The following is a 22,770-nucleotide window of genomic DNA, read 5'->3' as shown; positions in this document are numbered from 1 at the left end:
GCTTCATTTCCCCGATACAGATTCTGCGGAGCCGGTGTGCTCACCGACCAGTGCCACCTCACCCCTGGGTGGCACAATGCCCTGCTCACGGGCCATGGCGTAAGCGGATTTGGGGCCGAGGTAAAGCGTAGGTAGCAGAATCAGGGACACCGGAATCGCCGTGATCACAATAAACTGCTGCAGTGCGCTGATTTGCCCGGCTCCCATATTCAGGAGAACAGCTGCCATCAGCGCCATGGCAACACCCCAGAAGGCCCGCACAATTGGCTCCGGTTCATCGTGCCCGGCACTGACCACTGCAATGGCGTAGCTCATGGAATCGCCGGTGGTGGCGACGAATATGGTGGTCAGCAGCAGAATAGCCACCGCCATCAATGTGCCACCCGGTAGCGCCTGGGCAACGGTCAGCGTCGCAACATCAAACTGGAAGTTATTGAGAGCTCCTGTCAGATCGATGGCCCCGGTCAGCTGGTAGAAAATGCCCGAACCACCCAGCAACGTAAACCAGATGGTGGTAGCCACCGGCGCCATCACCCCCACCGCCAGAATCATCTGGCGGACGGTTCTGCCGCGGGAAATGCGGGCCACGAAAATGGCCATCAAAGGCCCGTAGCCCAGGAACCAGGCAAAGAAGAACACCGTCCACCACTGCATCCACCAGCCTTCAGCGGTACTGGCGGTCACCGTAGCCATGGAGAAAAATGAGTCGATATACTCACCGAAACCCTGGGTGTAGGCGTTGGTCAAAAACAGCGTCGGGCCGAAAATAAAAATAACCGCCGCAATCGCCAGCGCCAGGAACACGTTAAACCGGCTCAGAAACTGGATGCCCCGGTGAATGCCGGTCATCGCCGACGTCACGTAGACCCCGGCCAACACCACCAGTATCAGCAGCTGCGTGCCATACCCCTGGGAAAACCCGAAGAGTTCGTGCAGGCCAAAACTGACCTGGGTGGCCAGAAACCCGATAGGCCCCACAGTACCGGCAACCACGGCGATCACGCACGCAGCGTCGACGACACCGCCAAACCAGCCGCTCATCACCTTTTCACCAAATACCGGATACAGCAGCGTTCGGGGCTGCAGCGGCTGGCCTTTCACATAGTGGGCGTGAGCCAGCACAATCGCCGACAGCGTGCCCAGAATCGCCCAAGCCAGAAAGCCCCAGTGCATGAACGACTGCGCCAGGGCAGGCGCCACCGCTTCCGCCGTACCCGCTTCCGTATCGAACACCGGCGGCGTCACCACAAAGTGATACACCGGCTCACCAGCGGCAAAAAACACACCGCCACCTGCCAGCAAGGTGCACATGATGATCGACAGCCATTTGAACGTGCTCAACTCCGGCGTATTCATGTTGCCAACCTTGGCACTGCCCGCCGGGGAGATGGCCACACCCATGCCAATCAGAAAGGTCAGCAACAACAGAAGCTGAAAGAACGAACCCAGAGTCTGGGCCGTCCAGGCAAAACCGCTGGAAATCAGCCCGGCCGTCCACTCAATGTCGTACAAGGAGAGGCCGAGAAACAATAGAATGAAACCAATGCTCAGGCCCAATACAATCGGGTCACCAAAGCGCCTTACACCCGCTTCCAGAGTCGCGGTAGAGCTAGCTGAGTTTGTCATGGCGTTTACCTGTTTTTGTTGTTGGGGCTAGGTTTGAGACTCAGACCACGGCGCCTGGCTCGGGCCGCGTCCCTTCGGTTAATTGCCGGAGCCAGTTACGCCCCATGATTTTTCCAACTTCCTCTTGATTGAACCCTTTCTGGCGTAAACCTTCCGCGATATTGTTGAAATGCCGGTTGTCGCTGAACCAGGACAGCGGCGCAGGCCAACCAGCATTCGACTGATCACCTTCACCATAGTCCATAGCCTTGGTCCAGCGACCATTGCGCATCCAGGTCAGTACCGATTCCGGTTGGCCCTGGCACAGGTCTGTACCCAATCCAATATGGTCTATTCCCATCAGGTCTGCGGTATCGGCCACCATGCCGCAGAACTCATCCAGGGTGCAGTCCGGACCATTCTTAAGATGGAACGGATACACCGAGAATCCCAGAATGCCACCGCTTTGCGACACCGCACGCAACACTGCATCAGACTTATTACGCTTCGCAGCATGAAAGCTGGCCGGGTTGGCATGGGAAATAATCACCGGCCGCTCGGACAGCTCAATGGCATCCAGGGTCGAGCGCTCTGAACTGTGGGACATATCAATCAGCATGCCGACACGGTTCATTTCCCGGATCACCTGCTTGCCAAAACGGGTAATACCGCTGTCTTCCGCTTCGTAGCAACCACAGGCCAGCAGGCTCTGGTTATTGTAGGTGAGCTGCATGATCAGCAGCCCCAGCCGACGCATAATGGCGACCAGATCAACATCATCTTCAATGGGGGAGCAGTTCTGGGCACCGAAAAAGATGCCCACCCGATTACTCTCCCGGGCCAACTCGATATCGCTGGCCTGGTAAACCGGCATGATCAGATCGGCGTGCGCTTCAAAACGGCGCTGCCATTCTCCAAAGCGCAGCAGAGTCTCTCGGCAGTTCTCGTGATACACCAGGGTGGCATGCACCGCATCAACACCGCCTTCGCGCATTTCCTCGAATATGGCCCGTGACCAGTTCGAGTACTGAAGCCCATCAATGGTAAGAACAGACTGTGACATGGCGGTGTCCTCAGGCCTTGGTGTAACAGGTTTTCACCACGGTGTAGAACTCCCGGGCGTACTGGCCCTGTTCCCGTGGACCAAAACTGGACTCTTTGCGACCACCGAAAGGCACGTGATAATCGGTGCCGGCCGTGGCCAGGTTCACCATGACGCAACCGGTCTCGGCGCGAGCCTTGAAATCCGACGCCCAATGCAGGGAGCGGGTGATCAGGCCGGCGGTCAGGCCATAGTTGGTATCGTTCAGAGTTGCCAGTGCCGCTTCATAATCCGGAACCCGGATCACACAGGCCACCGGACCGAACACTTCGTCCCGGTTGATGCTCATGTCATTAGTAGTGTTGGTAAACAACACTGGCTGCATGTAATAGCCTTCAGTCCCGGCGTTGACTTCCTCGCCCCCGAACGCCAGCGTGGCGCCCTCTTCCAGCGCCACATCAACCCAGTGACGGTTAGCCGCAAGCTGGCTTTCGCTGGCAATGGGGCCGATAACCGTGCCATCCGCCATTGCCGGACCAACCTTCGCTGCGGCAAGTTTTGCGGTAAGCTTCTCCACGAATTCGTCGTGCACTGCATCGGTAACAATCAAGCGAGAGGAGGCCGTGCACTTCTGCCCGGAACCGGAATAGGCGCCGGCGAAAGCGGCATCAACCGCCAAGTCCAGGTCAGCGTCGTCCAGTACGATCAAAGCGTTCTTGGAGCCCATTTCCAGCTGGCACTTCACCAGGTTGGCAGCGGTAGCGGCGGCCACCCGCCGACCAACCCCAAGCGACCCGGTAAAGGTGATGGCCTGAACATGGGGACTGGTAATCAATGCTTCGCCTGCTTCACTGCCACTGCCGTTGATCAGATTGAAAGTACCTGGGGGCAGACTCTGGCGACTGATGATTTCAGCAAGTGCCGAGGCGCTTGCAGGCACCAGATTAGCCGGTTTGAAAACCACCGCATTGCCGAAAGCCAGGGCCGGCGCGATCTTCCAGACAGCTGTCGCCAGGGGGAAATTCCAGGGGCTGATGACGCCAACGACACCCAACGGCTCGCGGCGGGTTTCGATTTCAACACCGGGGCGCACCGAGGCCACGCGGTCATCAATCTGGCGCAGCACTTCGGCTGCGTAATAATGAAAGAACTGGCCGGAGCGATACACTTCACCCTTACCTTCCGCCAGCGGTTTGCCTTCCTCCCGTGAAAGCAGTTCACCGAGCTCATCCTTGCGGGCAATCAGTTCATTACCGATAGCCATCAGCGCCCCGTAACGGGCCTCAAGCCCTGTTTCAGCCCACGCTTTCTGACCCTCCCGGGCAGCCGCAATAGCCTGGGTTACCTGGGCAGCACTGGCCTGATCGTAATAGCCGATGATATCGCTAAGGTCTGAAGGATTCTGGTTAGGTTGGGCAGGCTGTTCGCCCTTGACCCATTCCCCACCAATGTAGAGCGCATAGGACTGTGACATGAGAATCTCCTTAATATGTACCCAAAGCCTAGCCGTCTTTTTTGCATAAGCATAATCAAAAATTTGGCATTTTTGATAAGGATTACTTATCATTAGGGGCAACCATATCGAAGCGAATAAATGATGGCACTCGAACTCAAAATTCAGCCCCTGCGTTACGTACTGGCGGTGTCGGAGGAAGGCAGTTTCCACAGCGCATCGCGGCTGCTGCATCGAAGCCAGCCAGCCCTGTCCATGGCAATAAGGGATCTGGAGGAACGGCTGGGGCAGCCTTTATTCGAGAAGAGCCAGAAGGGGCAGCTAACGCCGTTCGGTGAGTATTGCCTGCCCAGATTCCGGGAGCTGATCAAACAACACGACCGACTTGCCAACGAGCTACAGTACGTCGCCCAAGGCCAGCAAGGGCGAGTCGCACTGGCTACAGTGCCATCGATTGCCAGCCGCCTGATGCCAGAATTTCTCGCGGCATTCATTGCCGAATACCCGAACATCAACATAAACCTGCACGACGAAAACGCCGAGTTTGTCTGCCGCATGGTTGCCAATGGCGAGGTGGACCTGGGAATCAGCAGTGTCTGGGCGCAGGACGAACACCTGAGCTACACCCACCTTTTCGAGGACAACATAGGGGTTGTGTTGCACCGGGATCACCGGCTTGCAAACCGCGAAAGCCTGCAGTGGCAGGAATTGAAGGAAGAGCGTTTTATCACCAACGGCACCTCGCGGCTTCTGAAGAATACCGCAGCCGCCACCCTGGTGGACAACAACGACTTCTACATCTCCAACATGATCTCCCTGCTCGCGATGCTGGAAGCCGGCAGTGGCATTACCACGCTGCCCCGCCTGGCTTTTCCGGTGGATAATCACAAGCTGTGTTTCGTGCCCCTGAATGAGCCCAAACTGATCCGCCAGATAGGCATCATCAAACTGGCCAATCGGTCACTGTCACCATCAGCCCAAGCACTCGAGCGGGTCATACTGAAACGACTGATAAGCCCCTCTGCTCAAGCGTAAAGCGACTCAATCACGTCCGTATATTTTTCGTAGATTTTGCTCCGACGCACCTTCATCGTTGCAGTAACCTCATCATCATCGTGATCCAGTTCCTTGGTGAGCAAATGGAAGCGTTTGATCTGCGCCACCTGGGGCAACTGTTCATTGCCTTTGTTCACTTCGGACTCGATCAGTTCGTTAACCCGCTGCTGCTCAGTCAGGCTGCGGAAGGTTGTGTAGGCAATCCGTTCCTGCTCGGCCCACTTGGCAACCGTGTCAAAGTCGATCTGGATCAGGGCGGAGACGTACTTTCTGGCCTCGCCAATCACGATGCACTCTTTAATATAAGGGCTCGCCTTGATGGTGTTTTCAATTTCGGTGGGTGAGAGATTCTTGCCGCCAGCGGTAATAATGATGTCCTTCAGTCGATCCACAATTTTGAGTTGGCCATCCCGCCATTCGCCGACATCTCCGGTGTGCAGCCAACCGTCTTTCAGAGTGGAGGCGGTTGTCTCGTCGTTCTTGTAATAACCCTTGAACATGCTGCCGCCGCGCATGATGATTTCGTTCTGCTCACCGAGTTTGACTTCGACACCGGAAATAGCGACACCCACGGTTCCCAGGTGCACGTCATCCACTGGCTGGGCGGTTGCAACACCGCTACTTTCCGTCTGACCGTATACCTCCACCAGGGGAATACCGATAGTTCGGAAAAACTCAAGGATCCCTGTGGATATGGGAGCCGCCCCAGTCAGCGCGATGGTGCACCGGCGCAGGCCAATAAAATTCTGCACTGAACGCAACACCAGCCAGTAACTGATGCTGTACAGGCATTTTTCTTTCAGGCTCCACTGCGCCCGGGGTTTGAATGCCATCGGCGAACACACCCGGATCGCCCAGTTAAACAGCGCCTGACGTACCCGGCCAGTTTCCTGGATCTTGATGTAAATGGACGAATGCAGCTTTTCCCATATCCGCGGCACCCCGAGAAAAAAGGTCGGCGCAATTTCCCGCAAATCTTCCTGAATCGTCCGCAGGCTCTCGCCAAAATTGACGGTGCTGCCTGCGTACATCGGGGCGATATTGGTGACCGCCTGCTCCGCCACATGGCATAGCGGCAGGTAGGAGAGGCTGGAGCCATGCTCGTCCGCCTGCAGCAGTTCAATAAGGCCGGGAGCCGCCGCATGGAGGTTACCCCAGCTAATCATTGCGCCTTTCGGCCGGCCGGTGGAGCCGGAGGTATAGACCATCAGGGCCGTCTCTTCCATCTGCTGGCTGTCCAGCAGCTCATCCACCAGTCCGGGATGCGCATTCTCAAACTCCCGGCCCCGGGCCTCAATATCCTCGAACGACGAGGGTGGCCGCGGATAATAACTCAGCCCTTTCATATCGATGGCGATATTGTGTTTCAGCTTGGGCAGCTCGGGCCAGGCCTCAAGAACCTTGTCAGTCTGTTCCTGATCCTCACACACCACTATTTCCGCATCGCTGTGCTCGAGAACGTAGGCCACCTCGTTCCAGGGGCTGGTCGGGTACACACCCACACAGATGCCACGGACTATCCCGATTCCCATCTGGGCAATGACCCACTCAACCCGGTTCTCCGAAATGATGGCCACATGGCCACCTTCCTCAAGGCCCAGGGCGCGCAGCCCAAGCCCGAAGTGGCGGGCACGCTGGTAGTAATCCTGCCAGGAATAGGCCTGCCAGATACCAAAGTCTTTCTGGCGCAGAGCCAGCGATTCAGGTCGATCTTTGGCGTGGGCCCGCAACATTTGCGCGAGCGTAAGGTAGGGAATGGAAGGTGTTGTCATGAAAGCCACCGTTTACGGCGTTTGTAGTGCTTGATGTCACGGTAACTGCGAGCTTCGCCTTCCTTGCCGCCCACGCCCAGATAAAATTCCCGGACATCCTCGTTGGCGGTAAGCTTGTCGGCAGGGCCGTCGATCACAATCTTGCCGTTCTCCATGATGTATCCGTATGAGGCTATCGCGAGAGAAACCGCCGCATTCTGTTCCACCAACAAAATCGCCGTGCCTTGCTCGCGGTTGATTCGCGACACAATGGTGAAAATTTCCTCCACCAGCAACGGTGCCAGACCCAGCGAGGGTTCATCCAGCATAATAAGCTTCGGTTGAGCAATCAGCGCCCGGCCCAGGGCCAACATCTGCTGTTCGCCGCCGGACAGGTACCCCGCCAGCTGCTTGCGGCGATCCTTCAGTCGCGGAAAGTAGTTGTAGACCGTCTCATAGCTGTCGCTAAGGGATGGCTTGTTGCCAGTCAGCGCGTAGGTGGCGGCAATCAGATTTTCCTCAACGGTGAGATCCTCAAACACACGGCGACCTTCCATGACATGGAACAAGCCATTTCGCACCAGTTTCTCGGGAGCCGTACCCTTCACATCCTTGCCCCGGAAACGGACTTCTCCGGCTGTCACTTCACCGTCTTCCAGGGTCAACAGGCCGGAAACACTTTTCAATGTGGTGGATTTACCGGCACCGTTGGAGCCGAGTAGCGCCACAATTGCGCCCTCGGGCACCCGCAGTGACAGGCCCCGAAGGACCTGCACTGACTTGTTGTAAACCACCTCGATGTTATCGATTTCCAGTAAGGCTTCCATACAGCCCCTCAGTCGAGGTGAATCCAGTCCGATACCGGCTCATAACGGCCTTCTTCGGCATTGACCCGCCAGATTCGGCCCACCGGGAAAGACATGTCCCTGACCGTAACCGGAATACCGATGATGCCGCCGGTATCCCAGTCCTCGATGGAAGCCAGTGCCTCGGCCATATTGTCACCGGTCAGTTCCTTACCAGCATCAAGTGTGCGCTTGACCACCTCGGTCCACACCATGGCATTGAACCAGCCCTGCATGTAGCCCGTGGGGCGGTAGCCCGCTTCCGGGTCGCTCTTCTCGGCCTGGGCCCGAAGCGCATCCAGCATTGGCCCGCTTTCCTCACTGTCGTAGTAGTTATAGGGCATGACGCCCATGTAGCCGTCAGCATCCGCACCCATCTTGTCGATGATCAGCTTGTCCGAGGACCAGAAGGTGCCCATGAACTGGGTGTCCAGGCCCATCTGGCGCATCTGTACCATGAACTCGTTGATCGGGGACAGCACGTAGCCGTGGAATACCACGTAATCGGGACGAACCCGGCGCAGCTTCAGAACCTCGGCGGAGACATCCACGCTACCGGGCTTGGTGACGATATCTTCAACCACTTCAATACCCAGCTCTGCGGCCCGGTCCTTGCCGTTCTCGATGGGGTCCTTGCCAAACTCGGTATCACTGTACACAAACGCGACCGTGGGCATGTCTCCGCCCTCGCCCTGGGAGGCAATGTATTCCAGAATGATGCCAAACATCTGGGTGTAGTTGGGGCCCGGGATAAACTGATACGGATACTGCTCATTATCCGTCAGCGCAGTCGCGAAGGACGCGCCACTCATCAGCGTATTACCTTGGCTGTTCAGCTCCGAGGCGATCGACTTCATGAACCCGGTGCTGTCACCGTAATAGGTCGCCGGTGATTCACTGCCGGAAATCTTTTTGAAAGCGGCCACCGAACGGTCCACCTCGTAGGCAGTATCTTCCATCACATACTTCACCGGATGGCCATTGATTCCGCCTTCGCTGTTAATCCAGTCGGTGTAATCCGTCAGACCCGCGTGGATGTGAATGCCGGCAAAAGCAAATACGCCGGACAGTGGTATGGAGCCACCGAAGACGATGGGCTCCTTGTCCTGGGCCATGGTTGGGGCGGCTACTGTTAAGGCAGCAACCAGGCTGCCGAGCCCGGCGAGCCGACGACCTTTCTTAAGAACGTTTCTGAACATGGTTCTTCTCCTTGCAGCTTCTTGTTGTTGGTGTTGCAAAAACCGTTAATTCTGGAATGGCCACAGGCGGAAAAAACGGCGAATGCGATGCCATATTTCCGCGAGGCCATGGGGTTCGAAAATCAGAAAGCCTACAATCAGGGCGCCGAAAATAATCTCCAGCATCGGCGACATGAACACGGGGGCATTGGGGTAAAACGGCGTCAGGGCCGCAGTCAGCAATTTCAGAGCTTCCGGAACCAGAGTCATGAAGGCCGCACCAAGTATGCCTCCCAGAATATTACCCATACCGCCGACGATGACCGCCGCGAGATAGAAAATCGACATGGAAAGAGGAAAGCTCTCCGGTGTGACTACCCGGTAAAAATAAGCGAACAGGCCACCGGCCACCCCGGCATAGAATGAGCTGAGTGCGAAGGACATCAGCTTGTAGCGCAAAAGATCAATACCGAGAATCTCGGCGGAAATATCCCGATCACGAATGGCGATGAAGGCCCTGCCAATCCGGGTCCGGAACACATTGGCGGCGGCGAGAACCATCAGCACCGCCAACGGCACGATGATGAAATACATCATGAAATCACTCTGGAACGACCACCCGAACAGGTGCGCCGGTTCCAGGCTCAGGCCGCCCATACCGCCGGTGACCGATTCCCACTCGGCAAAAATGAAATGCAGGAACACGCTGGCCGCCAGGGTGGCAATAGCCAGGTACAACCCCTTGACCCGCAGCGAGGGCAGGCCCACCAGAATACCGACAGCGGCAGCCATCAGCCCGGCCAGCACCAGAGTTATCGGAAATGGCAGGCCGGTATTAACCGAGAGCCAGGCCACGGTATAGGCGCCAACGCCCATGAACCCCGCTTGCCCCAGGGAAATCAGTCCGGTAAAGCCGGTCAGGATGTTCAGGCCGGTAGTGCTGATCACGGCAATACCCACCAGGCAGCCAAGATAAAGCAGGTAGGAATCGGCCATGAACGGAAACACCAGCAGAATCAGCAGGAACAGACCAAACCACATTTTTTGGGTAGGCGTGGTCCAGATCGCCTCATCGGCCTCGTAGCTCTGTTTTGCGTCACCGATGCGCATCTTACACTCGCTCTATTTCGTGGGTGCCAAAAAGGCCATAGGGTCGAATAACCAGAATCACCGCCAGCACCAGGAAGGTCGCCGGCATACGATACTCGCCACCCAGATAAGCGCCGGCTACGGTCTCCAGCCAACCAATGAACACGCCAGCGATCAGCGCCCCCAGAATGCTGTCCAGACCACCGACTATCACCACCACCAGCACACTCAGCCCGATGATTCCGAACTGGGGGCTGAGGCCACCGGTGGCGGCCACCAGCACACCCGCCAGCGACGCGGCCAGAGAACCGAACACCCATGCCATGTTGAATACCCGGCGCACGTTGATGCCCATGGAATAGGCCGCTGCCTGGTCGGAGGCCGTCGCCCTCAACGCAACACCACCCCGGGAGAAGCGGAAATAGAGCAGGTAAAGGATCAACAACGCAGCACCAATCAGGAATCCGTAGGCAATCTTCGGCGCCAGATAGAGTGGGCCGATGAAGACCGGCTCCCGTGGCAGGAAACTGGGCAGTAATTGCGGGTCGGCAGTCCAGATGAATTCCACCAGGCCCACCAGGATACTGGCGATGCCGATGGTCACCATGACCACCGAAATGGGAGATTCACCCAGCATCGGCCGGATCATGGTCTTCTCGATCACTCCGCCCAGAATACTGCCACCGATCACCGCCATCGGCAGGGCAATCCAGGGCGAAAGTTCCATGCCGCCGGCAAAGGCCAGAAACAGATAGGCCGCAAACATCATGATTTCGCCAATGGCGAAATTGATCACCCGGGTCGCTTTGTAGATGATCACAAAGCCCAGGGCGATCAGCGAATAAAGTCCGCCCATGGCCAGGCCGGCGAGGCTGATTTCACCGAAGAACAACCAATCCATCAGGCGGCCTCCCCTTCCGGATTAAGCTTCTTGCGCAGGCTGTCGATGTCACTATTGCCAAGGTAAGCCTTGATCACCTCGGGATTCTTCTGAACATCGGACGGCAGGCCCTCGGTAATAACCTGGCCGAAGTTGAGCACCACAATGTGGTCGGAAATATCCATTACCATGCCCATGTCGTGCTCCACCATCAGCACGGTAATGCCCCACTCCTCCCGGATATCCAGAATGAAACGGGCCATGTCTTCTTTCTCTTCCCGGTTCATGCCGGCCACTGGCTCATCCAGCATCAGCACTTTCGGCTGCATGGCCAGTGCCCGGGCCAGCTCCACCCGCTTCTGTAATCCGTAGGAGAGGCTCGCCACCGGCTGGCGACGGATATGATCAATTTCCAGAAAATCGATGATGCGCTGTTCCACGTCCTTGCGAACCACCATTTCCTCTCTGCGGGCCGGGCCGAAATACGCCAGAGCACTGAGCAGGCCGCTTTTCATGTGCACATGGGCGCCCAGCTTGATGTTGTCGAGTACGGTCATCCCCCGGAACAGGGCAATATTCTGGAAGGTTCGGGCCAACCCCAGAGCGGCCCGACGAGGCGGCTTGATACCGCTTGAGAGCACCTGACCCTCATAGCTGATGGTGCCTTGCTGGGGCTTGTAGAAACCGGAAATGCAGTTGAAAAGTGACGTTTTGCCTGCGCCGTTCGGGCCGATGATAGTGGTAACGGTTCCTTCAGGCACGCGGAAACTGACATCCTGCAAGGCCTTTACACCACCAAAAGACAAAGACAGGTTACTGATATCGAGGACGCTCACTTCACCTCCCGGCACCCTTGGCGCCGGGTAGACAGGAGCGCTGACACGCATTGCCTCGACCCAACTCACGCCTAAAGATGATTGTAATTCTTGTTTTTTCTTGTCATCGGGGCATGCCCCGACCCTGACTTAAAGTAGTCCATTCAGGCAACAATAGGCAAACTCTTCTATTCTATTACCCGACAGACACTAACCACCTTACGCAGCGTAAGGTTCTTCAGATGCACTGCGGCGGGAGAAAAACCCGATATGGCAGAACAATTGGTAATCACCCACTTTGACCCTGGAACCGGTGTAGCAACACTTACCTTCAACAGGCCAGAAGCTTTGAACGCGATCAACGTGCCCCTGGCAGAGGCTTTCCGTGCCGCTGTTCAGGAATTGAAAGCCTTACCGGGGGTACGATGCGTGGTTCTGACTGGCGCGGGGCGAGCCTTTATGGCGGGTGGGGATATCGCCAGCATGGCCGGAACTCCTGATCAGGCAGGCGGTACCATCAGCGCCATACTGGACGCGGTCAATCCGGCCATCCTGCTGTTGCGCGGTATGGATGCTCCGGTGATCGCTGCAGTCAAAGGGGTCGCTGCCGGCGCGGGGCTGAGCCTTGCAATGATGGCAGATATTATTGTTGCTGAGGAGAATACGAAATTTCTGGTCGCCTACAATGGCATCGGCGCCGTTCCTGACTGCGGTGGCAGCTGGTTTCTACCCCACAGGGTTGGGGCTGGTCGGGCTTCGGAAATGATGATTCTGGGCCGCACACTGGCAGCCCCAGAGGCCAGAGACTGGGGTCTTATTAACACCGTGGCCCCAGACGAACAGTTCGAAAGTGTACTCACAGCGACGGTTGCCAAGGCAGCGGAGGGGCCTGGCCAGGCATTTGGTGCTTTTCGCCGGCTCGTTGATCAGGCGAGCGGCGGCAATTCACTGGCTGAGCATCTGGAAGCCGAGCGCCAGGCCTTCCTGGCAATGACCAGGACGACTGATTTCAGCGAAGGGGTGTCCGCATTCCTGGCCAAGCGGAAACCGCGCTTTAAGGGTTATTGAACCACACGTCACAATTCTGAGACCACCCCCAACTCGTCAAGTATTCGGGGGTTATCAAAATGTCGCTGTCCGATGAACGCAATGGCATGGGTGCCGTGGATACGCATGGCGCCGGGGCTGGGAATGGCCGTTGGCCAGAATACGAAGCGTTCCAGCCGCCGGGACTCCGGAACCAGCCCCTGTGCGTTAAAAGGACTATAATAACGCCCATCCGGGCTGGCTAGCGCTCTTAATCGTGTGTAGGGCAATACCTTTAACGGCTTTACGGACTGCGGTATTCCAGCAGGTTGCACACCCAGCAAGTGATGCGTATTGGATTCCAGCCACAAGGTATGTTGAAACTCTGGATCCAGCGTTCTCCCGATATTGAAAGGCTCCTGAGTAACCGGCAACGCTGGCTGAGACCTGAAGCCACCCGCGGGAAAAAACTGATACCAGCACCCGCACTGATGCATCTTGTCATAGCCCAGAACCGACCCCGATGACGACAGATGAACCCGCCAGGTAATTCCGTCGAACTGGCCAGCAAGTATATCCAGCCACTGATCAGCCCGGCGCTCCGCAAACCAGACACTGTAATTCAGTTGTATCGTTATCTCCTCCTGAAACCGCCCATAACTGATATCGGTATATATGGCGGGTTGGCTTATATCCCGCAGAATGGCTCCGGAAGCGTCGGCTATCAGTCGCAGTGGGCGATCATTGGCGGCCAGGCCGCTAGCCCCATGCCTGACCGCCAGCGCTGGCATAAAAGCATCAAGCAGCTGGTACTCAGTAGCAGGAGACAGCAGCGGTATGCCCAGCTCATCAAGCGCCTGCCGACGCAGCAAAGCCAATGCCTCGTCAGGCGAGAGGGAAGGCCTCTGCCGGCCATAATGCGCCCATTGCCCGATTGTCTCAGGGCCGGTATTGGCAAACTCGCGCTGTTTTTTCTGGAGGTACCCGTGCTCGCTGACAACCCCCAGATAGAAAGGCAGGGCCGTCAGAGGGTAAAGGCCAACCCAACGTTTCCAGGTGTGATACTGGTCTTCGGGAGTTAAGCCAGTTAACCGGGGTAACTCAGCCTGACGTCCTACAAGTGCCTTACCACAATCAACCAGCGCACGTTTCACCTCTGCCCTGCTGCCCGGCCAGTAATGGCTCAGCCGACCCTGGGTGGCCGCTGGCAGGCGTTTCCATTCCAACATCAGGCCTTCTACAGCCTTGTGATTCTGGTGCATCAGCCAGCGCTGGTAGGCTACTTCTGACAACTCACCCGCATCGAAACTGGCCAGAAATCGTGAGGTGCGCAAGAAGGGAAAACCCTGTACCCGCTGGTGCCGGGCATCTCTGGCAGGGCATTTGGCCGAGATTGCATATCCAGAGTTATCGGCGGGCCTTGGCGACGGGTAAACAGAGTGACACTGTCGCGAGGGGGCATCGGCCAGGAAAAATCCGTCGCCATATACACCAGAGTCTGGTTCTCGCGCGGCCTTGCCAGAATTCTCAGCGAACCCAGTTTTGGCACCCATCGTCGTAAATGGCAAGGTTCCTCGAGAAACGTCAGTACCCGACCTACCGGGGCCGGAACCAAGACCGTGGCATGAATCTCGTCCGGGCCTTGACGGGATACACGTGCGACTTCCACCGCCACCGCATAATCCGGCAAACCGACCGCCAGGGTAGTCAGCAAAACAAGAGGCACGAGCTTCAGTAACGCGTCGTGAAACATGTAACCTCCTGGCAACGGCTGCCACCCAGGCCTTGCGCCACGGAATACACTTCAATAGCGCGAAACCTCTCCAGCTCGCCTTTAACCCAATTATAGAAAACTTAGGTCAAGAGATAACACCACGATCTCTGAGATCCTCAATCTCCGCAGAGGACAATCCAGCCAGGCGCCGGAGAATCGGGGCTGACTGTTGCCCCAACAATGGCGGGGCCGTGCGATAGGTTACAGGTGTCAGTTTAAGCTTGATCGGATTGCCGACGGTTGGCACCTCCCCCAGGTAAGGATGGGGAACAGTCTGTCGCATACCTCGAGCCAGAACCTGAGGGTCGTCAAATACCTGATCCAGGGTGTTTACTGGCCCGCAAGGCACCCCTGCCCGCTCCAGAACCTCCAGCCATTCAGCGGTGGACCGCATCACCGTAGCCTGCCTGAGTTTCGGAATCAGCTCCCCGCGATTGGCCACTCGGGCACGGTTTGTCACAAAGCGCTCATCGGCAGCCCACTCTGCATGCCCGAGTACGTCACAGAGCCGGGCAAACTGCTGATCATTGCCCACTGTCAGCACCATATCACCGTCTGCAGTAGGGAAATCCTGGTAAGGAACGATGTTGGGATGAGCATTCCCCATCCTGGCCGGGGCTGTACCCGTGGTCAGATAATTCATTGCCTGGTTGGCCAGGCAGGCCACCTGCACATCCAGCAGGGCAGCCTCCACATACTGCCCCTCTCCCGTCCGGTCCCGGTGGCTGAGGGCAGCAAGTACACCAATGGTGGCATAAAGCCCGGTCATGATGTCCGTCAGTGCCACACCGACCTTCATCGGCCCGGCACCAGGATCGCCCTCCGGCTGCCCGGTGATACTCATCAACCCGCCCATGGCCTGGATCAGGAAATCATAACCGGGGCGATTCGCGTAGGGGCCATCCTGGCCAAACCCGGTAATTGAACAGTAGATGAGTTTCGGATTGATTCGTTTCAGACTGTCATAATCCAGGCCATATTTTTTGAGGCAACCCACTTTGAAATTTTCCAGCACTACATCGGATTCGGCCACCAGTTTGCGGATCAGCTGCTGGCCCTCCGGATGAGAAATATCCACCGCCAGGGACTGTTTGTTTCGGTTGGCAGTCAGAAAGTAGGCAGAAAGCTCGACACTACCGTCAGCCCCCTGGAAATAGGGCGGCCCCCAGGAACGGGTGTCGTCACCACTTCCCGGGCGCTCGATCTTGATAATTTCCGCACCCAGATCTCCCAGCATCTGACCGGCCCAGGGGCCGGCAAGGACTCTGGAAAGATCGAGAACACGCAGGTGTGACAGGGTGCCTGACATCAGGTTGTCCTTGTTAGCGGGAGGTTAGCGCATGCCACCGAGACATAGATATTTGATCTCCATGAACTCATCCAGGCCATACCGGGAACCTTCCCGGCCAAGGCCGCTTTCCTTGACGCCGCCAAACGGAGCCGCTTCTGTGGAAATGATCCCATCGTTGATACCGATCATGCCAGTTTCCAGGGCCTCAGCCACGTGCCAGATACGCCGGATGTCGTTGCTGTAGAAGTACGCCGCCAAACCAAATTCCGAGTCATTGGCCATAGCAATCGCCTGCTCTTCGGTATCAAACCGGAACAACGGCGCTACCGGCCCGAAGGTCTCCTCACTGGCCACCAGCATGTCCTGAGTAACATCGGTAAGAATGGTCGGCTCGAAGAAGGTGCCACCTAGCGCGTGTGTGCTGCCCCCCAACGCCACCTTGGCGCCCTTACCGGTGGCATCGGCGATATGCCGTGTGACCTTGTCCAGGGCTGCCTGGTTGATCAGCGGGCCCTGGTGGGTGTCACCTTCGAGACCGGCGCCCACTACCAGTTTACCGACCGCTTCTTTCAGCTTTTCAACAAATTGGTCATACACACCGGACTGAACGTAGACACGGTTGGCGCAGACGCAGGTCTGCCCGGTATTGCGGTACTTGGAAGCCATCAGTCCGGCCACGGCGGCATCGAGATCGGCGTCGTCAAACACGATAAACGGGGCATTGCCACCCAATTCCAGACTCACCTTTTTGACCGTGCCGCTGGCCTGGCGCATCAGCAGTTTGCCGACCGGTGTGGAACCCGTAAACGAAACCTTGCGAACGATCGGGTTGGTGGTCAACTCTTCACCCACCTCTGGCGCCCGGGCCTTCGAGCAGGTAATGATATTGACAATACCCGGGGGAATACCCGCCTCCTCCGCCAGCACCGCGAGAGCGAGAGCGCACAGAGGCGTATCCTCCGCCGGTTTCACCACCACTGGGCAGCCGGCGGCGAGGGCCGGGGCAACTTTGCGGGTGATCATGGCCACCGGGAAGTTCCAGGGTGTGATCGCCGCCACCACCCCTATGGGCTGCTTGATCACTACAATACGCTTATCCCGGCCATGGCCCGGGATAACGTCGCCATACGCCCGCTTGGCTTCCTCGGCAAACCACTCGATAAAGCTGGCACCGTAGCCCACCTCACCCCGGGCTTCAGCCAGCGGCTTGCCCTGCTCTGCAGTCATCAGCCGGGCCAGATCTTCCTGATGTTGCATCACCAGGTCGAACCACCGGCGCATAATACCTGCCCGCTCTTTGGCTGGGCGGGCACGCCAATCCGGCCACGCCGCTTCGGCCGCCCGAATGGCCTGACGGGCATCTTCAGCATTCATATCCGGCACATTAGCCAGATGTTCACCATTGGCCGGATTCGTCACCGCAAGCCGGTTGCCCGAGCTCGCCTGGACCCATTCGCCGTTAATGTAGGCGCTTTCGCGCAAAAGTTCAGAATTCGTCAACCTGATAGTCATCACAGTCCTCACAGGAGGGCGTCCACACCCTCAGAGTAAATAGCTTTCAATCACATCCCTGACAAACACAGCGTAGTCGTCAACGGCAACATTCTGATCGCGGTATTTCCTGCGTTTCAGGTACCAGTCCTGCAACAGGGCTTTGATCATTGAGGCCACAAGACGCGCGTTTCTTGAGCGGTAAACCCCGGCTTCGATGCCGTCTTCAATGACTGCCAGGAAGATCTCTTCGATCTCCAGCTCGATGGCAACCGCATCTCGCTTTTCTTCAGTCGGCAGGCTTTTCGCTTCCATGTAGGAAAAGTAGAACCAGGCCCGCATCAGCTCACTCAGATAAAGATGCGCCTTGATCGCGGCGAACAAACGATCACGCACATCCCGGACCTCCCCAGTGTAATGGAGCAGCGTCCGGCGCGTGATAATGAACCCGTGGCTCTGAATCAGGTGAATCAGGTCGTCCTTGTTGCGAATGTAGGCATAGAGCCCACCCATACTTAATCCGGAATCCGCGCACAGATCCCTCAGCGTCATGGCATGGAAACCCTTGAAGTTGGCCAGGCGCAGGGTCGAATCAATGATACGGGTCAGGTTCTTGACCGCCGTCGCCTCCTTCTTGATGCTGATTCGTTCCTTGTTCTGACGGTAAACATCACGAATCACATCCTCCTTGGACATGCTCAGTTCACCACGGAATGCTTCGTAATTCTTGATCATAGCTACCACGCCCCTCTGCTCCTGCGGCGGGGATTATACGCCAGGTTATGCCACTGACAGGAATCGGTCCTGGGTAGCCTGGTCAGCCCGCAACTCATCACTGGTCGCCTCGTGCACCACCTGGCCCTTCTCGAGGATATAGGCCCGCTGGGCATGCTTGAGAGCAAATCGCACGCTCTGGTCGGTAAACAGGATGGTTGTGGTCTGGCTCAGATCATCAATCAGCTCACCAATCTGCTGCACGATGACCGGGGCCAGGCCTTCATTGGGCTCGTCCAGCAGCAGTAGCCTGGGCTGAATCATCAGCGAGCGCGCTACCGCCAGCATCTGTTGCTGGCCACCTGACAGGGTGGCACCGTCCTGATCCGCCCGCTCACCCAGCATCTCGTATTTATCGAGGATGCCATCAACCGTCCAGCGGGCAGTACTGCCTTTGCGTTGATAGGCGGCCACATCCAGATTGTCCCGCACTGTCAGCCCGGGAAATATACGGCGATCTTCCGGCACATAACCGATGCCGGCGCGAGCAATCCGGTGGGCTGGCCAGCCCTGCACCGGCTTGCCGTCATAGATCACCTCTCCGGACCGCGGAGGGGTCAGGCCCATAATACTTTTCAGAGTGGTGCTCTTTCCCGCGCCGTTGCGGCCGAGTATGCAAACCGTCTCGCCAGCTTCAAGCTGAAGGGTAACACCCTGCAACGCCTGGCTCTCGCCGTAGAACGTCTGGATATTGCGAACATCAAGAATCATTGGTTGGCCTCCTCGACTGCCTCATCGTCTTCCTCACCCAGGTAGGCGGTACGAACTTCCGGATTATTCTTCACTTCCTCGGGTGAACCCGCAAAAAGCTTTTCACCACGGTGCATGACCAGAATCCGGTCCGCCAGGTTGAAGACCACGTCCATATCGTGCTCGGTGATCATGAATGTGTAGTCGCCACTATCCGCAAGCTTCTTGATCAGCCGGGTGGTTCGCCGGGTTTCATCCGGGGTCATGCCGGCGGTGGGTTCATCCAGCAGGACCAGCTTGGGTTGTGTCGCCAGCACCATGGCGATTTCCAGCAATCGCTTGTCGCCGTAGCTGATGACTTCGGCACGCTGCCCCTTCAGGTCTTCAATCCCCAGGCGCTTCAGAAACTCGACCGCTTCCTGCTGGATTTCGGTATTGCGGGAAGCAATGTTGAACAGCCTGCGGCTGTGGCCATGATAGGCCGACAGAACCACTTCCACGTTCTCCTGCACGGTCATTTCCGGAAATATGTTATTGATCTGAAAGGACCGGGATACGCCCAGCCGGCTGATCTTGTGGGGTGGCAGGCCGGTGATATCCTTGCCGTCCAGCACGATATTGCCTTCAGTTGGCCGCATCCGCCCGGACACCATATTGTAGAAGGTGGTCTTGCCGGCACCATTAGGACCGATAATGGCGATGGTTTCCTTGGGCATGACTTCCAGATTGATGTCGGAGACCGCGGTGACTCCGCCAAATCTCTTGGTCAGGTTAGCAATGGTAAGGACCGGATTGCTCATTTCTTCACCTCCATCCACCAGTCAATGACGGTGCCCAGCAGCCCCTTGCGGAAGAAGATCACCATCACCGCCAGGATGATACCCAGAACCAGCATCCAGGCCTGGGTATAGGTGGTGATCACGGTTTCCAGCAATACAAACGCCGCAGCCCCGATGAACGGACCCAGGAAGTACCCGGTACCGCCGAGGATCGCCATCAGTATCGGTTCGGCAGACATGGACCAGTGCAGAAGTTCCGGGCTCGCCACCCGCAGAAACGGTGCGATCAGACCGCCGGTCAGGCCAGCGAAAGTACCCCCGATGACGAAAGCCACCAGACGGTAGGTTCGTACGTTCAGCCCGGCAAAGGATACCCGCTCGGGATTTTGTCGAATGGCCTTGAGCGTCATACCAAAAGAACTGCGACAGATCAGGTAAAGCACGATCGAGGCAATTGCCACGATACCCAGCACCACATGGTAATAGACCGACGGATTGGCCAGGGTCAGATCAAGGCCGAGCCCGAAAGACCCCAGGGTAAACCCGGCAAGGCCGTCACTGCCGTTGGTCACCGAGCGCCACTGATAGGCGATGGCAAAAACCATCATGCCAAAAGCCAGGGTGAGCATGGCAAAGTACACCTCATTGAGCCGTACGCTCAGGAAGCCAATCACCAGTGCCAGTAGCGCAGACGCACCCATGGAAACCAGCAGACTGACCAGGAACGGCCACTCCAGGTGGATAAGTATCAGGGCCATGGCGTAAGCACCGATACCGAAGAAGGCCGCATGCCCGAAGCTCAGCATGCCGGTGTAGCCAAAGATCAGGTTGAAGCTGGCGGCGAACAGGCCCAGGATCAGGATTTCGGTAAAGATAAACACATAGAAATAGGAAGCAATCCAGGGCACCGCAATCAGCCCCGCAATCACCGCAGCCAGAATGGCCATAAGAACTTTGGTCTTCATGCGTTAGCCCCTTTACCCATAATGCCATGTGGTTTGAACAACAGAACCAGAGCCATACCCACGAACGGCAATAGCATGTTCACTTCCGGCAGGTAACGTCCGCCAAACCCGTGAATCAGTCCCAGGATAAGGGCGCCGATCAAGGCACCCGGGAAACTGCCCAGACCCCCGATCACCACCACAATGAACGACTCGATAATGATCTTGTCGCCCATGCCTGGATCCAGCGCACGCATGGGCGCCGCCATCACACCGCCAACGGCGGCCAGCCAGGCACCAAAGGCAAAAACACCGGTGACCACCAGACGGGTGTTGATGCAAAGCGCCTCGGCCATGTCCCGGTCCAGTGCCGCTGCGCGCATGATGCGGCCGATGCGGGTGCGGTTGAACAGGTACCAGAGACCCGCAAGCAACAGCAGGCCAATAACAATTACAAACAGGCTGTAGGTGGCAACGGAACTGCCCAGCAGTTGCACCGAACCGGAAAGCAGATCCGGTGGCTGTACCACATGAATGCCACTACCCCAGATCATCCGCACACTCTCGTTGATCATCAGCAGGATGGCGAAGGTCAGTAGCAGGCTGTCTGCCACATCCCGGGAATAGATGAAGCGCAACAGGACCCGGTCGATGATTACCGCCAGAATGACGACGCCTATTGGCGCCAGCAGCAGGGCCGCCCAGAAAGGCATACCCGCCAGGTTGATAAGGGTGAAGGCCAGGTAGGCCCCCAGCATGTAGAGTGCCCCGTGGGCAAAGTTAATAATGTTAAGCACACCGAATATGATATTCAGGCCCACTGCGATGATGAACAGCAGCAGCCCGATATCGAGACTATTCAGCAACGCCGCTCCGATGCCAGACATGGATTACCTCAATTAGGTTAGGCCGGTTTCGTGGCGCCCCGAAAGGCGCCACGGCAAGCATAAAAAACAACCGTCAGGTCAAAGCTTGCAACCGGTTTCCTCGATGGTGCGGGCTACTTCTTCGCCGTCAAAGATCTGCAGGTTGGTCAACGTGCGGATGCCGTGCTCCGGATGCATAGGGCCGGAAACTCCCCAGTTGGGGCTGACCATGGCCTGGTTATCGCCTTTGCGGAAGGTAACCGTGCCGTTCTGGGATTCCATGGTCATGCCGCTGAGAGCCTTGGCAACCGCAGGGCCATCAGTGGTACCCGCTGCTTCCATCGCCTGCTTGTAGGCATAAATCGCGGCGTAGGCACCCTGTGCGTTATAGCTGGGTGGGTTGCCGTAGGCATCAAGGTAAGCCTTCACGAAGCGGGCGTTCATGTCGTTGTCATAGGCTTCGTACCAGTAACGGGTGGACAGATGCACGCCCTCAGGCATTTCGTCGCCCAGGGCCGTCAGGACTTCAGTCGCAGCACCGACGGTGAACATAACCTCCAGGTCCTTTTCGAAGAATCCGCGGTTGTTGGCCTGGCGAATAAAGTTCACCAGGTCACCACCCCAGACGGAGATCAGAACACCCTCGGCGTCAGAATCCATGACTCGGTCAATGAAGGGGGTGAAATCCTCGGCGCCGAAGCGCGGGAAGTTGGTCTCCGACATCAGATTCACATCCGGCTTGATATCCTTGAGATAGTTACCAAAGAACTCCCAGGATTGATGGCCGAAGGCATAGTCCGGACCGATGGTGGTCCAGTTGGTGGCGTCGGTTTCTGAAGCCACAAGAGCGGCGGCCTTCATATTCTGTGCCACGTTTACGCTGATGCGGTAGGTAAAGGCATTACACAAATTGCCTGTGACATCCGGCGTGGCGGCGTGAGTAATGATCAGCGGTTTCTGTAAAGCCGGTATGGTAGGAACCAGCCCCTGGGCAACGCCTGAACTGTCCAGCCCGACCAGGGCATCAACGCCTTCGGAATAAGCCAGTTTGCGGGCGGCCTGTATAGCGACCGACGCCTTGCCCTGGGTGTCTTCGTAGATCATTTCGACCTGACGCCCCAGAATGCCGCCGGAAGAGTTGATTTCACCCACTGCCAGGTCGATACCCCGCTGGGCAAATTCACCGTAGGTGGCCGCACTGCCGGAAAGAATGTACATGCCCCCGATCCGGATCGGATCCTCGGCATAACTGGTTCCAGCTGTACCCAGTGTCGCGGCTGCCGTCATCGCAACCAGAAAATTCTTGATGCTTACATTTTTCATGTCAATGCTCCTGTGTTCTTGTCTTTGTTGTCACTGGAACTTGCAGGCCCGATATCAGGCCAGGCTTTCCTCGTTCAGACTGTATTTTCGCTCTATCA

At 57.1% G+C, this 22,770-nt stretch carries 21 protein-coding genes; 2 read left to right on the top strand and 19 right to left on the bottom strand.

The annotated features are described in order from the left end of the window. Positions 1 to 3: 3 nt before the first annotated feature. Genes M8010_RS16135 through M8010_RS16125 form a run of 3 tightly spaced genes read right to left on the bottom strand, consistent with a single transcriptional unit; the run spans position 4 to position 4,121 of the window. Entirely contained in the window at positions 4 to 1,626 is a 1,623-nt protein-coding gene (locus tag M8010_RS16135; RefSeq protein WP_250093680.1) for a BCCT family transporter, read from the bottom strand. A gap of 40 nt (positions 1,627 to 1,666) precedes the next feature. Then, a complete protein-coding gene (locus tag M8010_RS16130) occupies positions 1,667 to 2,668 on the bottom strand; it encodes a membrane dipeptidase (RefSeq protein ID WP_250093678.1) in 1,002 nt (333 codons plus the stop codon). 10 nt (positions 2,669 to 2,678) lie between these two features. After that, the gene (locus tag M8010_RS16125; RefSeq protein ID WP_250093676.1) at positions 2,679 to 4,121 is read right to left on the bottom strand and encodes an aldehyde dehydrogenase family protein; all 1,443 of its coding nucleotides are present in this window, start codon (positions 4,119 to 4,121) and stop codon (positions 2,679 to 2,681) included. A gap of 123 nt (positions 4,122 to 4,244) precedes the next feature. Between M8010_RS16125 and M8010_RS16120 the strand changes: the two genes are divergently transcribed. Then, a complete protein-coding gene (locus M8010_RS16120) occupies positions 4,245 to 5,135 on the top strand; it encodes a LysR family transcriptional regulator (RefSeq protein ID WP_250093899.1) in 891 nt (296 codons plus the stop codon). Here M8010_RS16120 and M8010_RS16115 read toward each other — a convergent pair. Genes M8010_RS16115 through M8010_RS16090 form a run of 6 tightly spaced genes read right to left on the bottom strand, consistent with a single transcriptional unit; the run spans position 5,126 to position 11,735 of the window. Continuing rightward, positions 5,126 to 6,928, bottom strand: coding sequence for an AMP-dependent synthetase/ligase (locus tag M8010_RS16115; RefSeq protein WP_250093674.1), 1,803 nt, complete (start codon positions 6,926 to 6,928; stop codon positions 5,126 to 5,128). The genes M8010_RS16120 and M8010_RS16115 overlap by 10 nt on opposite strands. Then, on the bottom strand, positions 6,925 to 7,734 hold the full coding sequence (locus tag M8010_RS16110; protein ID WP_250093673.1) for an ABC transporter ATP-binding protein: 810 nt from the start codon (positions 7,732 to 7,734) through the stop codon (positions 6,925 to 6,927). Before M8010_RS16110 ends, M8010_RS16115 begins: the two co-directional genes overlap by 4 nt. An 8-nt stretch (positions 7,735 to 7,742) precedes the next feature. After that, a complete protein-coding gene (locus M8010_RS16105) occupies positions 7,743 to 8,951 on the bottom strand; it encodes an ABC transporter substrate-binding protein (RefSeq protein WP_250093671.1) in 1,209 nt (402 codons plus the stop codon). Positions 8,952 to 8,996: 45 nt separating this feature from the next. After that, the gene (locus M8010_RS16100) at positions 8,997 to 10,040 is read right to left on the bottom strand and encodes a branched-chain amino acid ABC transporter permease (protein WP_250093669.1); all 1,044 of its coding nucleotides are present in this window, start codon (positions 10,038 to 10,040) and stop codon (positions 8,997 to 8,999) included. A gap of 1 nt (position 10,041) precedes the next feature. Beyond that, entirely contained in the window at positions 10,042 to 10,920 is an 879-nt protein-coding gene (locus M8010_RS16095) for a branched-chain amino acid ABC transporter permease (protein WP_250093667.1), read from the bottom strand. After that, positions 10,920 to 11,735 (bottom strand): ABC transporter ATP-binding protein, encoded by an 816-nt coding sequence (locus tag M8010_RS16090; RefSeq protein WP_250093665.1) that lies wholly within the window; start codon positions 11,733 to 11,735, stop codon positions 10,920 to 10,922. The genes M8010_RS16095 and M8010_RS16090 overlap by 1 nt, the downstream gene beginning before the upstream one ends. A 249-nt stretch (positions 11,736 to 11,984) precedes the next feature. Here M8010_RS16090 and M8010_RS16085 point away from each other — a divergent pair, with 249 nt between their 5' ends. Then, positions 11,985 to 12,782, top strand: coding sequence for an enoyl-CoA hydratase/isomerase family protein (locus M8010_RS16085; RefSeq protein WP_250093664.1), 798 nt, complete (start codon positions 11,985 to 11,987; stop codon positions 12,780 to 12,782). An 8-nt stretch (positions 12,783 to 12,790) separates the two neighbouring features. Here M8010_RS16085 and M8010_RS16080 read toward each other — a convergent pair whose 3' ends face one another. The 10 genes from M8010_RS16080 to M8010_RS16035 all read right to left on the bottom strand — a co-directional run bounded on the left by M8010_RS16080 (position 12,791) and on the right by M8010_RS16035 (position 22,672). Further along, the gene (locus tag M8010_RS16080) at positions 12,791 to 14,074 is read right to left on the bottom strand and encodes a hypothetical protein (protein ID WP_250093662.1); all 1,284 of its coding nucleotides are present in this window, start codon (positions 14,072 to 14,074) and stop codon (positions 12,791 to 12,793) included. After that, a complete protein-coding gene (locus tag M8010_RS16075) occupies positions 14,020 to 14,493 on the bottom strand; it encodes an START domain-containing protein (protein WP_250093660.1) in 474 nt (157 codons plus the stop codon). The genes M8010_RS16080 and M8010_RS16075 overlap by 55 nt, the downstream gene beginning before the upstream one ends. A 106-nt stretch (positions 14,494 to 14,599) precedes the next feature. Continuing rightward, complete coding sequence (locus M8010_RS16070) at positions 14,600 to 15,823, bottom strand: CaiB/BaiF CoA transferase family protein (RefSeq protein WP_250093659.1); 1,224 nt, start codon at positions 15,821 to 15,823, stop codon at positions 14,600 to 14,602. Between the two features lie 24 nt (positions 15,824 to 15,847). Then, positions 15,848 to 17,311: an NAD-dependent succinate-semialdehyde dehydrogenase gene (locus M8010_RS16065; RefSeq protein ID WP_349666117.1), complete on the bottom strand. Its 1,464-nt coding sequence runs from the start codon at positions 17,309 to 17,311 to the stop codon at positions 15,848 to 15,850. 36 nt (positions 17,312 to 17,347) lie between these two features. Beyond that, a complete protein-coding gene (locus M8010_RS16060) occupies positions 17,348 to 18,031 on the bottom strand; it encodes a TetR/AcrR family transcriptional regulator (RefSeq protein WP_250093655.1) in 684 nt (227 codons plus the stop codon). A gap of 45 nt (positions 18,032 to 18,076) precedes the next feature. Then, positions 18,077 to 18,781 (bottom strand): ABC transporter ATP-binding protein, encoded by a 705-nt coding sequence (locus M8010_RS16055; RefSeq protein WP_250093654.1) that lies wholly within the window; start codon positions 18,779 to 18,781, stop codon positions 18,077 to 18,079. After that, positions 18,778 to 19,560 (bottom strand): ABC transporter ATP-binding protein, encoded by a 783-nt coding sequence (locus M8010_RS16050; RefSeq protein ID WP_250093652.1) that lies wholly within the window; start codon positions 19,558 to 19,560, stop codon positions 18,778 to 18,780. The genes M8010_RS16055 and M8010_RS16050 overlap by 4 nt, the downstream gene beginning before the upstream one ends. Then, positions 19,557 to 20,504, bottom strand: a complete 948-nt coding sequence (locus tag M8010_RS16045) for a branched-chain amino acid ABC transporter permease (RefSeq protein ID WP_250093651.1) — start codon at positions 20,502 to 20,504, stop codon at positions 19,557 to 19,559. Before M8010_RS16045 ends, M8010_RS16050 begins: the two co-directional genes overlap by 4 nt. Next, on the bottom strand, positions 20,501 to 21,370 hold the full coding sequence (locus tag M8010_RS16040) for a branched-chain amino acid ABC transporter permease (RefSeq protein ID WP_250093650.1): 870 nt from the start codon (positions 21,368 to 21,370) through the stop codon (positions 20,501 to 20,503). The genes M8010_RS16045 and M8010_RS16040 overlap by 4 nt, the downstream gene beginning before the upstream one ends. 78 nt (positions 21,371 to 21,448) lie before the next feature. Further along, a complete protein-coding gene (locus tag M8010_RS16035) occupies positions 21,449 to 22,672 on the bottom strand; it encodes an ABC transporter substrate-binding protein (protein WP_250093648.1) in 1,224 nt (407 codons plus the stop codon). Positions 22,673 to 22,770 lie beyond the last annotated feature (98 nt).

Source organism: Marinobacter sp. ATCH36, from assembly GCF_023555055.1.
In the GTDB taxonomy this organism is placed as follows: domain Bacteria; phylum Pseudomonadota; class Gammaproteobacteria; order Pseudomonadales; family Oleiphilaceae; genus Marinobacter.
The sequence above is the reverse complement of the archived record's forward strand: the minus strand, read 5'-3'. Positions and strand labels throughout refer to the sequence as shown.

What these genes read in the sequence shown, in the direction of transcription:
- M8010_RS16135 (WP_250093680.1), bottom strand. Translation starts at nt 1,626, where the DNA reads ATGACAAACTCAGCTAGCTCTACCGCGACTCTGGAAGCGGGTGTAAGG.
- M8010_RS16130 (WP_250093678.1), bottom strand. Translation starts at nt 2,668, where the DNA reads ATGTCACAGTCTGTTCTTACCATTGATGGGCTTCAGTACTCGAACTGG.
- M8010_RS16125 (WP_250093676.1), bottom strand. Translation starts at nt 4,121, where the DNA reads ATGTCACAGTCCTATGCGCTCTACATTGGTGGGGAATGGGTCAAGGGC.
- M8010_RS16120 (WP_250093899.1), top strand. Translation starts at nt 4,245, where the DNA reads ATGGCACTCGAACTCAAAATTCAGCCCCTGCGTTACGTACTGGCGGTG.
- M8010_RS16115 (WP_250093674.1), bottom strand. Translation starts at nt 6,928, where the DNA reads ATGACAACACCTTCCATTCCCTACCTTACGCTCGCGCAAATGTTGCGG.
- M8010_RS16110 (WP_250093673.1), bottom strand. Translation starts at nt 7,734, where the DNA reads ATGGAAGCCTTACTGGAAATCGATAACATCGAGGTGGTTTACAACAAG.
- M8010_RS16105 (WP_250093671.1), bottom strand. Translation starts at nt 8,951, where the DNA reads ATGTTCAGAAACGTTCTTAAGAAAGGTCGTCGGCTCGCCGGGCTCGGC.
- M8010_RS16100 (WP_250093669.1), bottom strand. Translation starts at nt 10,040, where the DNA reads ATGCGCATCGGTGACGCAAAACAGAGCTACGAGGCCGATGAGGCGATC.
- M8010_RS16095 (WP_250093667.1), bottom strand. Translation starts at nt 10,920, where the DNA reads ATGGATTGGTTGTTCTTCGGTGAAATCAGCCTCGCCGGCCTGGCCATG.
- M8010_RS16085 (WP_250093664.1), top strand. Translation starts at nt 11,985, where the DNA reads ATGGCAGAACAATTGGTAATCACCCACTTTGACCCTGGAACCGGTGTA.
- M8010_RS16075 (WP_250093660.1), bottom strand. Translation starts at nt 14,493, where the DNA reads ATGTTTCACGACGCGTTACTGAAGCTCGTGCCTCTTGTTTTGCTGACT.
- M8010_RS16070 (WP_250093659.1), bottom strand. Translation starts at nt 15,823, where the DNA reads ATGTCAGGCACCCTGTCACACCTGCGTGTTCTCGATCTTTCCAGAGTC.
- M8010_RS16060 (WP_250093655.1), bottom strand. Translation starts at nt 18,031, where the DNA reads ATGATCAAGAATTACGAAGCATTCCGTGGTGAACTGAGCATGTCCAAG.
- M8010_RS16055 (WP_250093654.1), bottom strand. Translation starts at nt 18,781, where the DNA reads ATGATTCTTGATGTTCGCAATATCCAGACGTTCTACGGCGAGAGCCAG.
- M8010_RS16050 (WP_250093652.1), bottom strand. Translation starts at nt 19,560, where the DNA reads ATGAGCAATCCGGTCCTTACCATTGCTAACCTGACCAAGAGATTTGGC.
- M8010_RS16045 (WP_250093651.1), bottom strand. Translation starts at nt 20,504, where the DNA reads ATGAAGACCAAAGTTCTTATGGCCATTCTGGCTGCGGTGATTGCGGGG.
- M8010_RS16040 (WP_250093650.1), bottom strand. Translation starts at nt 21,370, where the DNA reads ATGTCTGGCATCGGAGCGGCGTTGCTGAATAGTCTCGATATCGGGCTG.
- M8010_RS16035 (WP_250093648.1), bottom strand. Translation starts at nt 22,672, where the DNA reads ATGAAAAATGTAAGCATCAAGAATTTTCTGGTTGCGATGACGGCAGCC.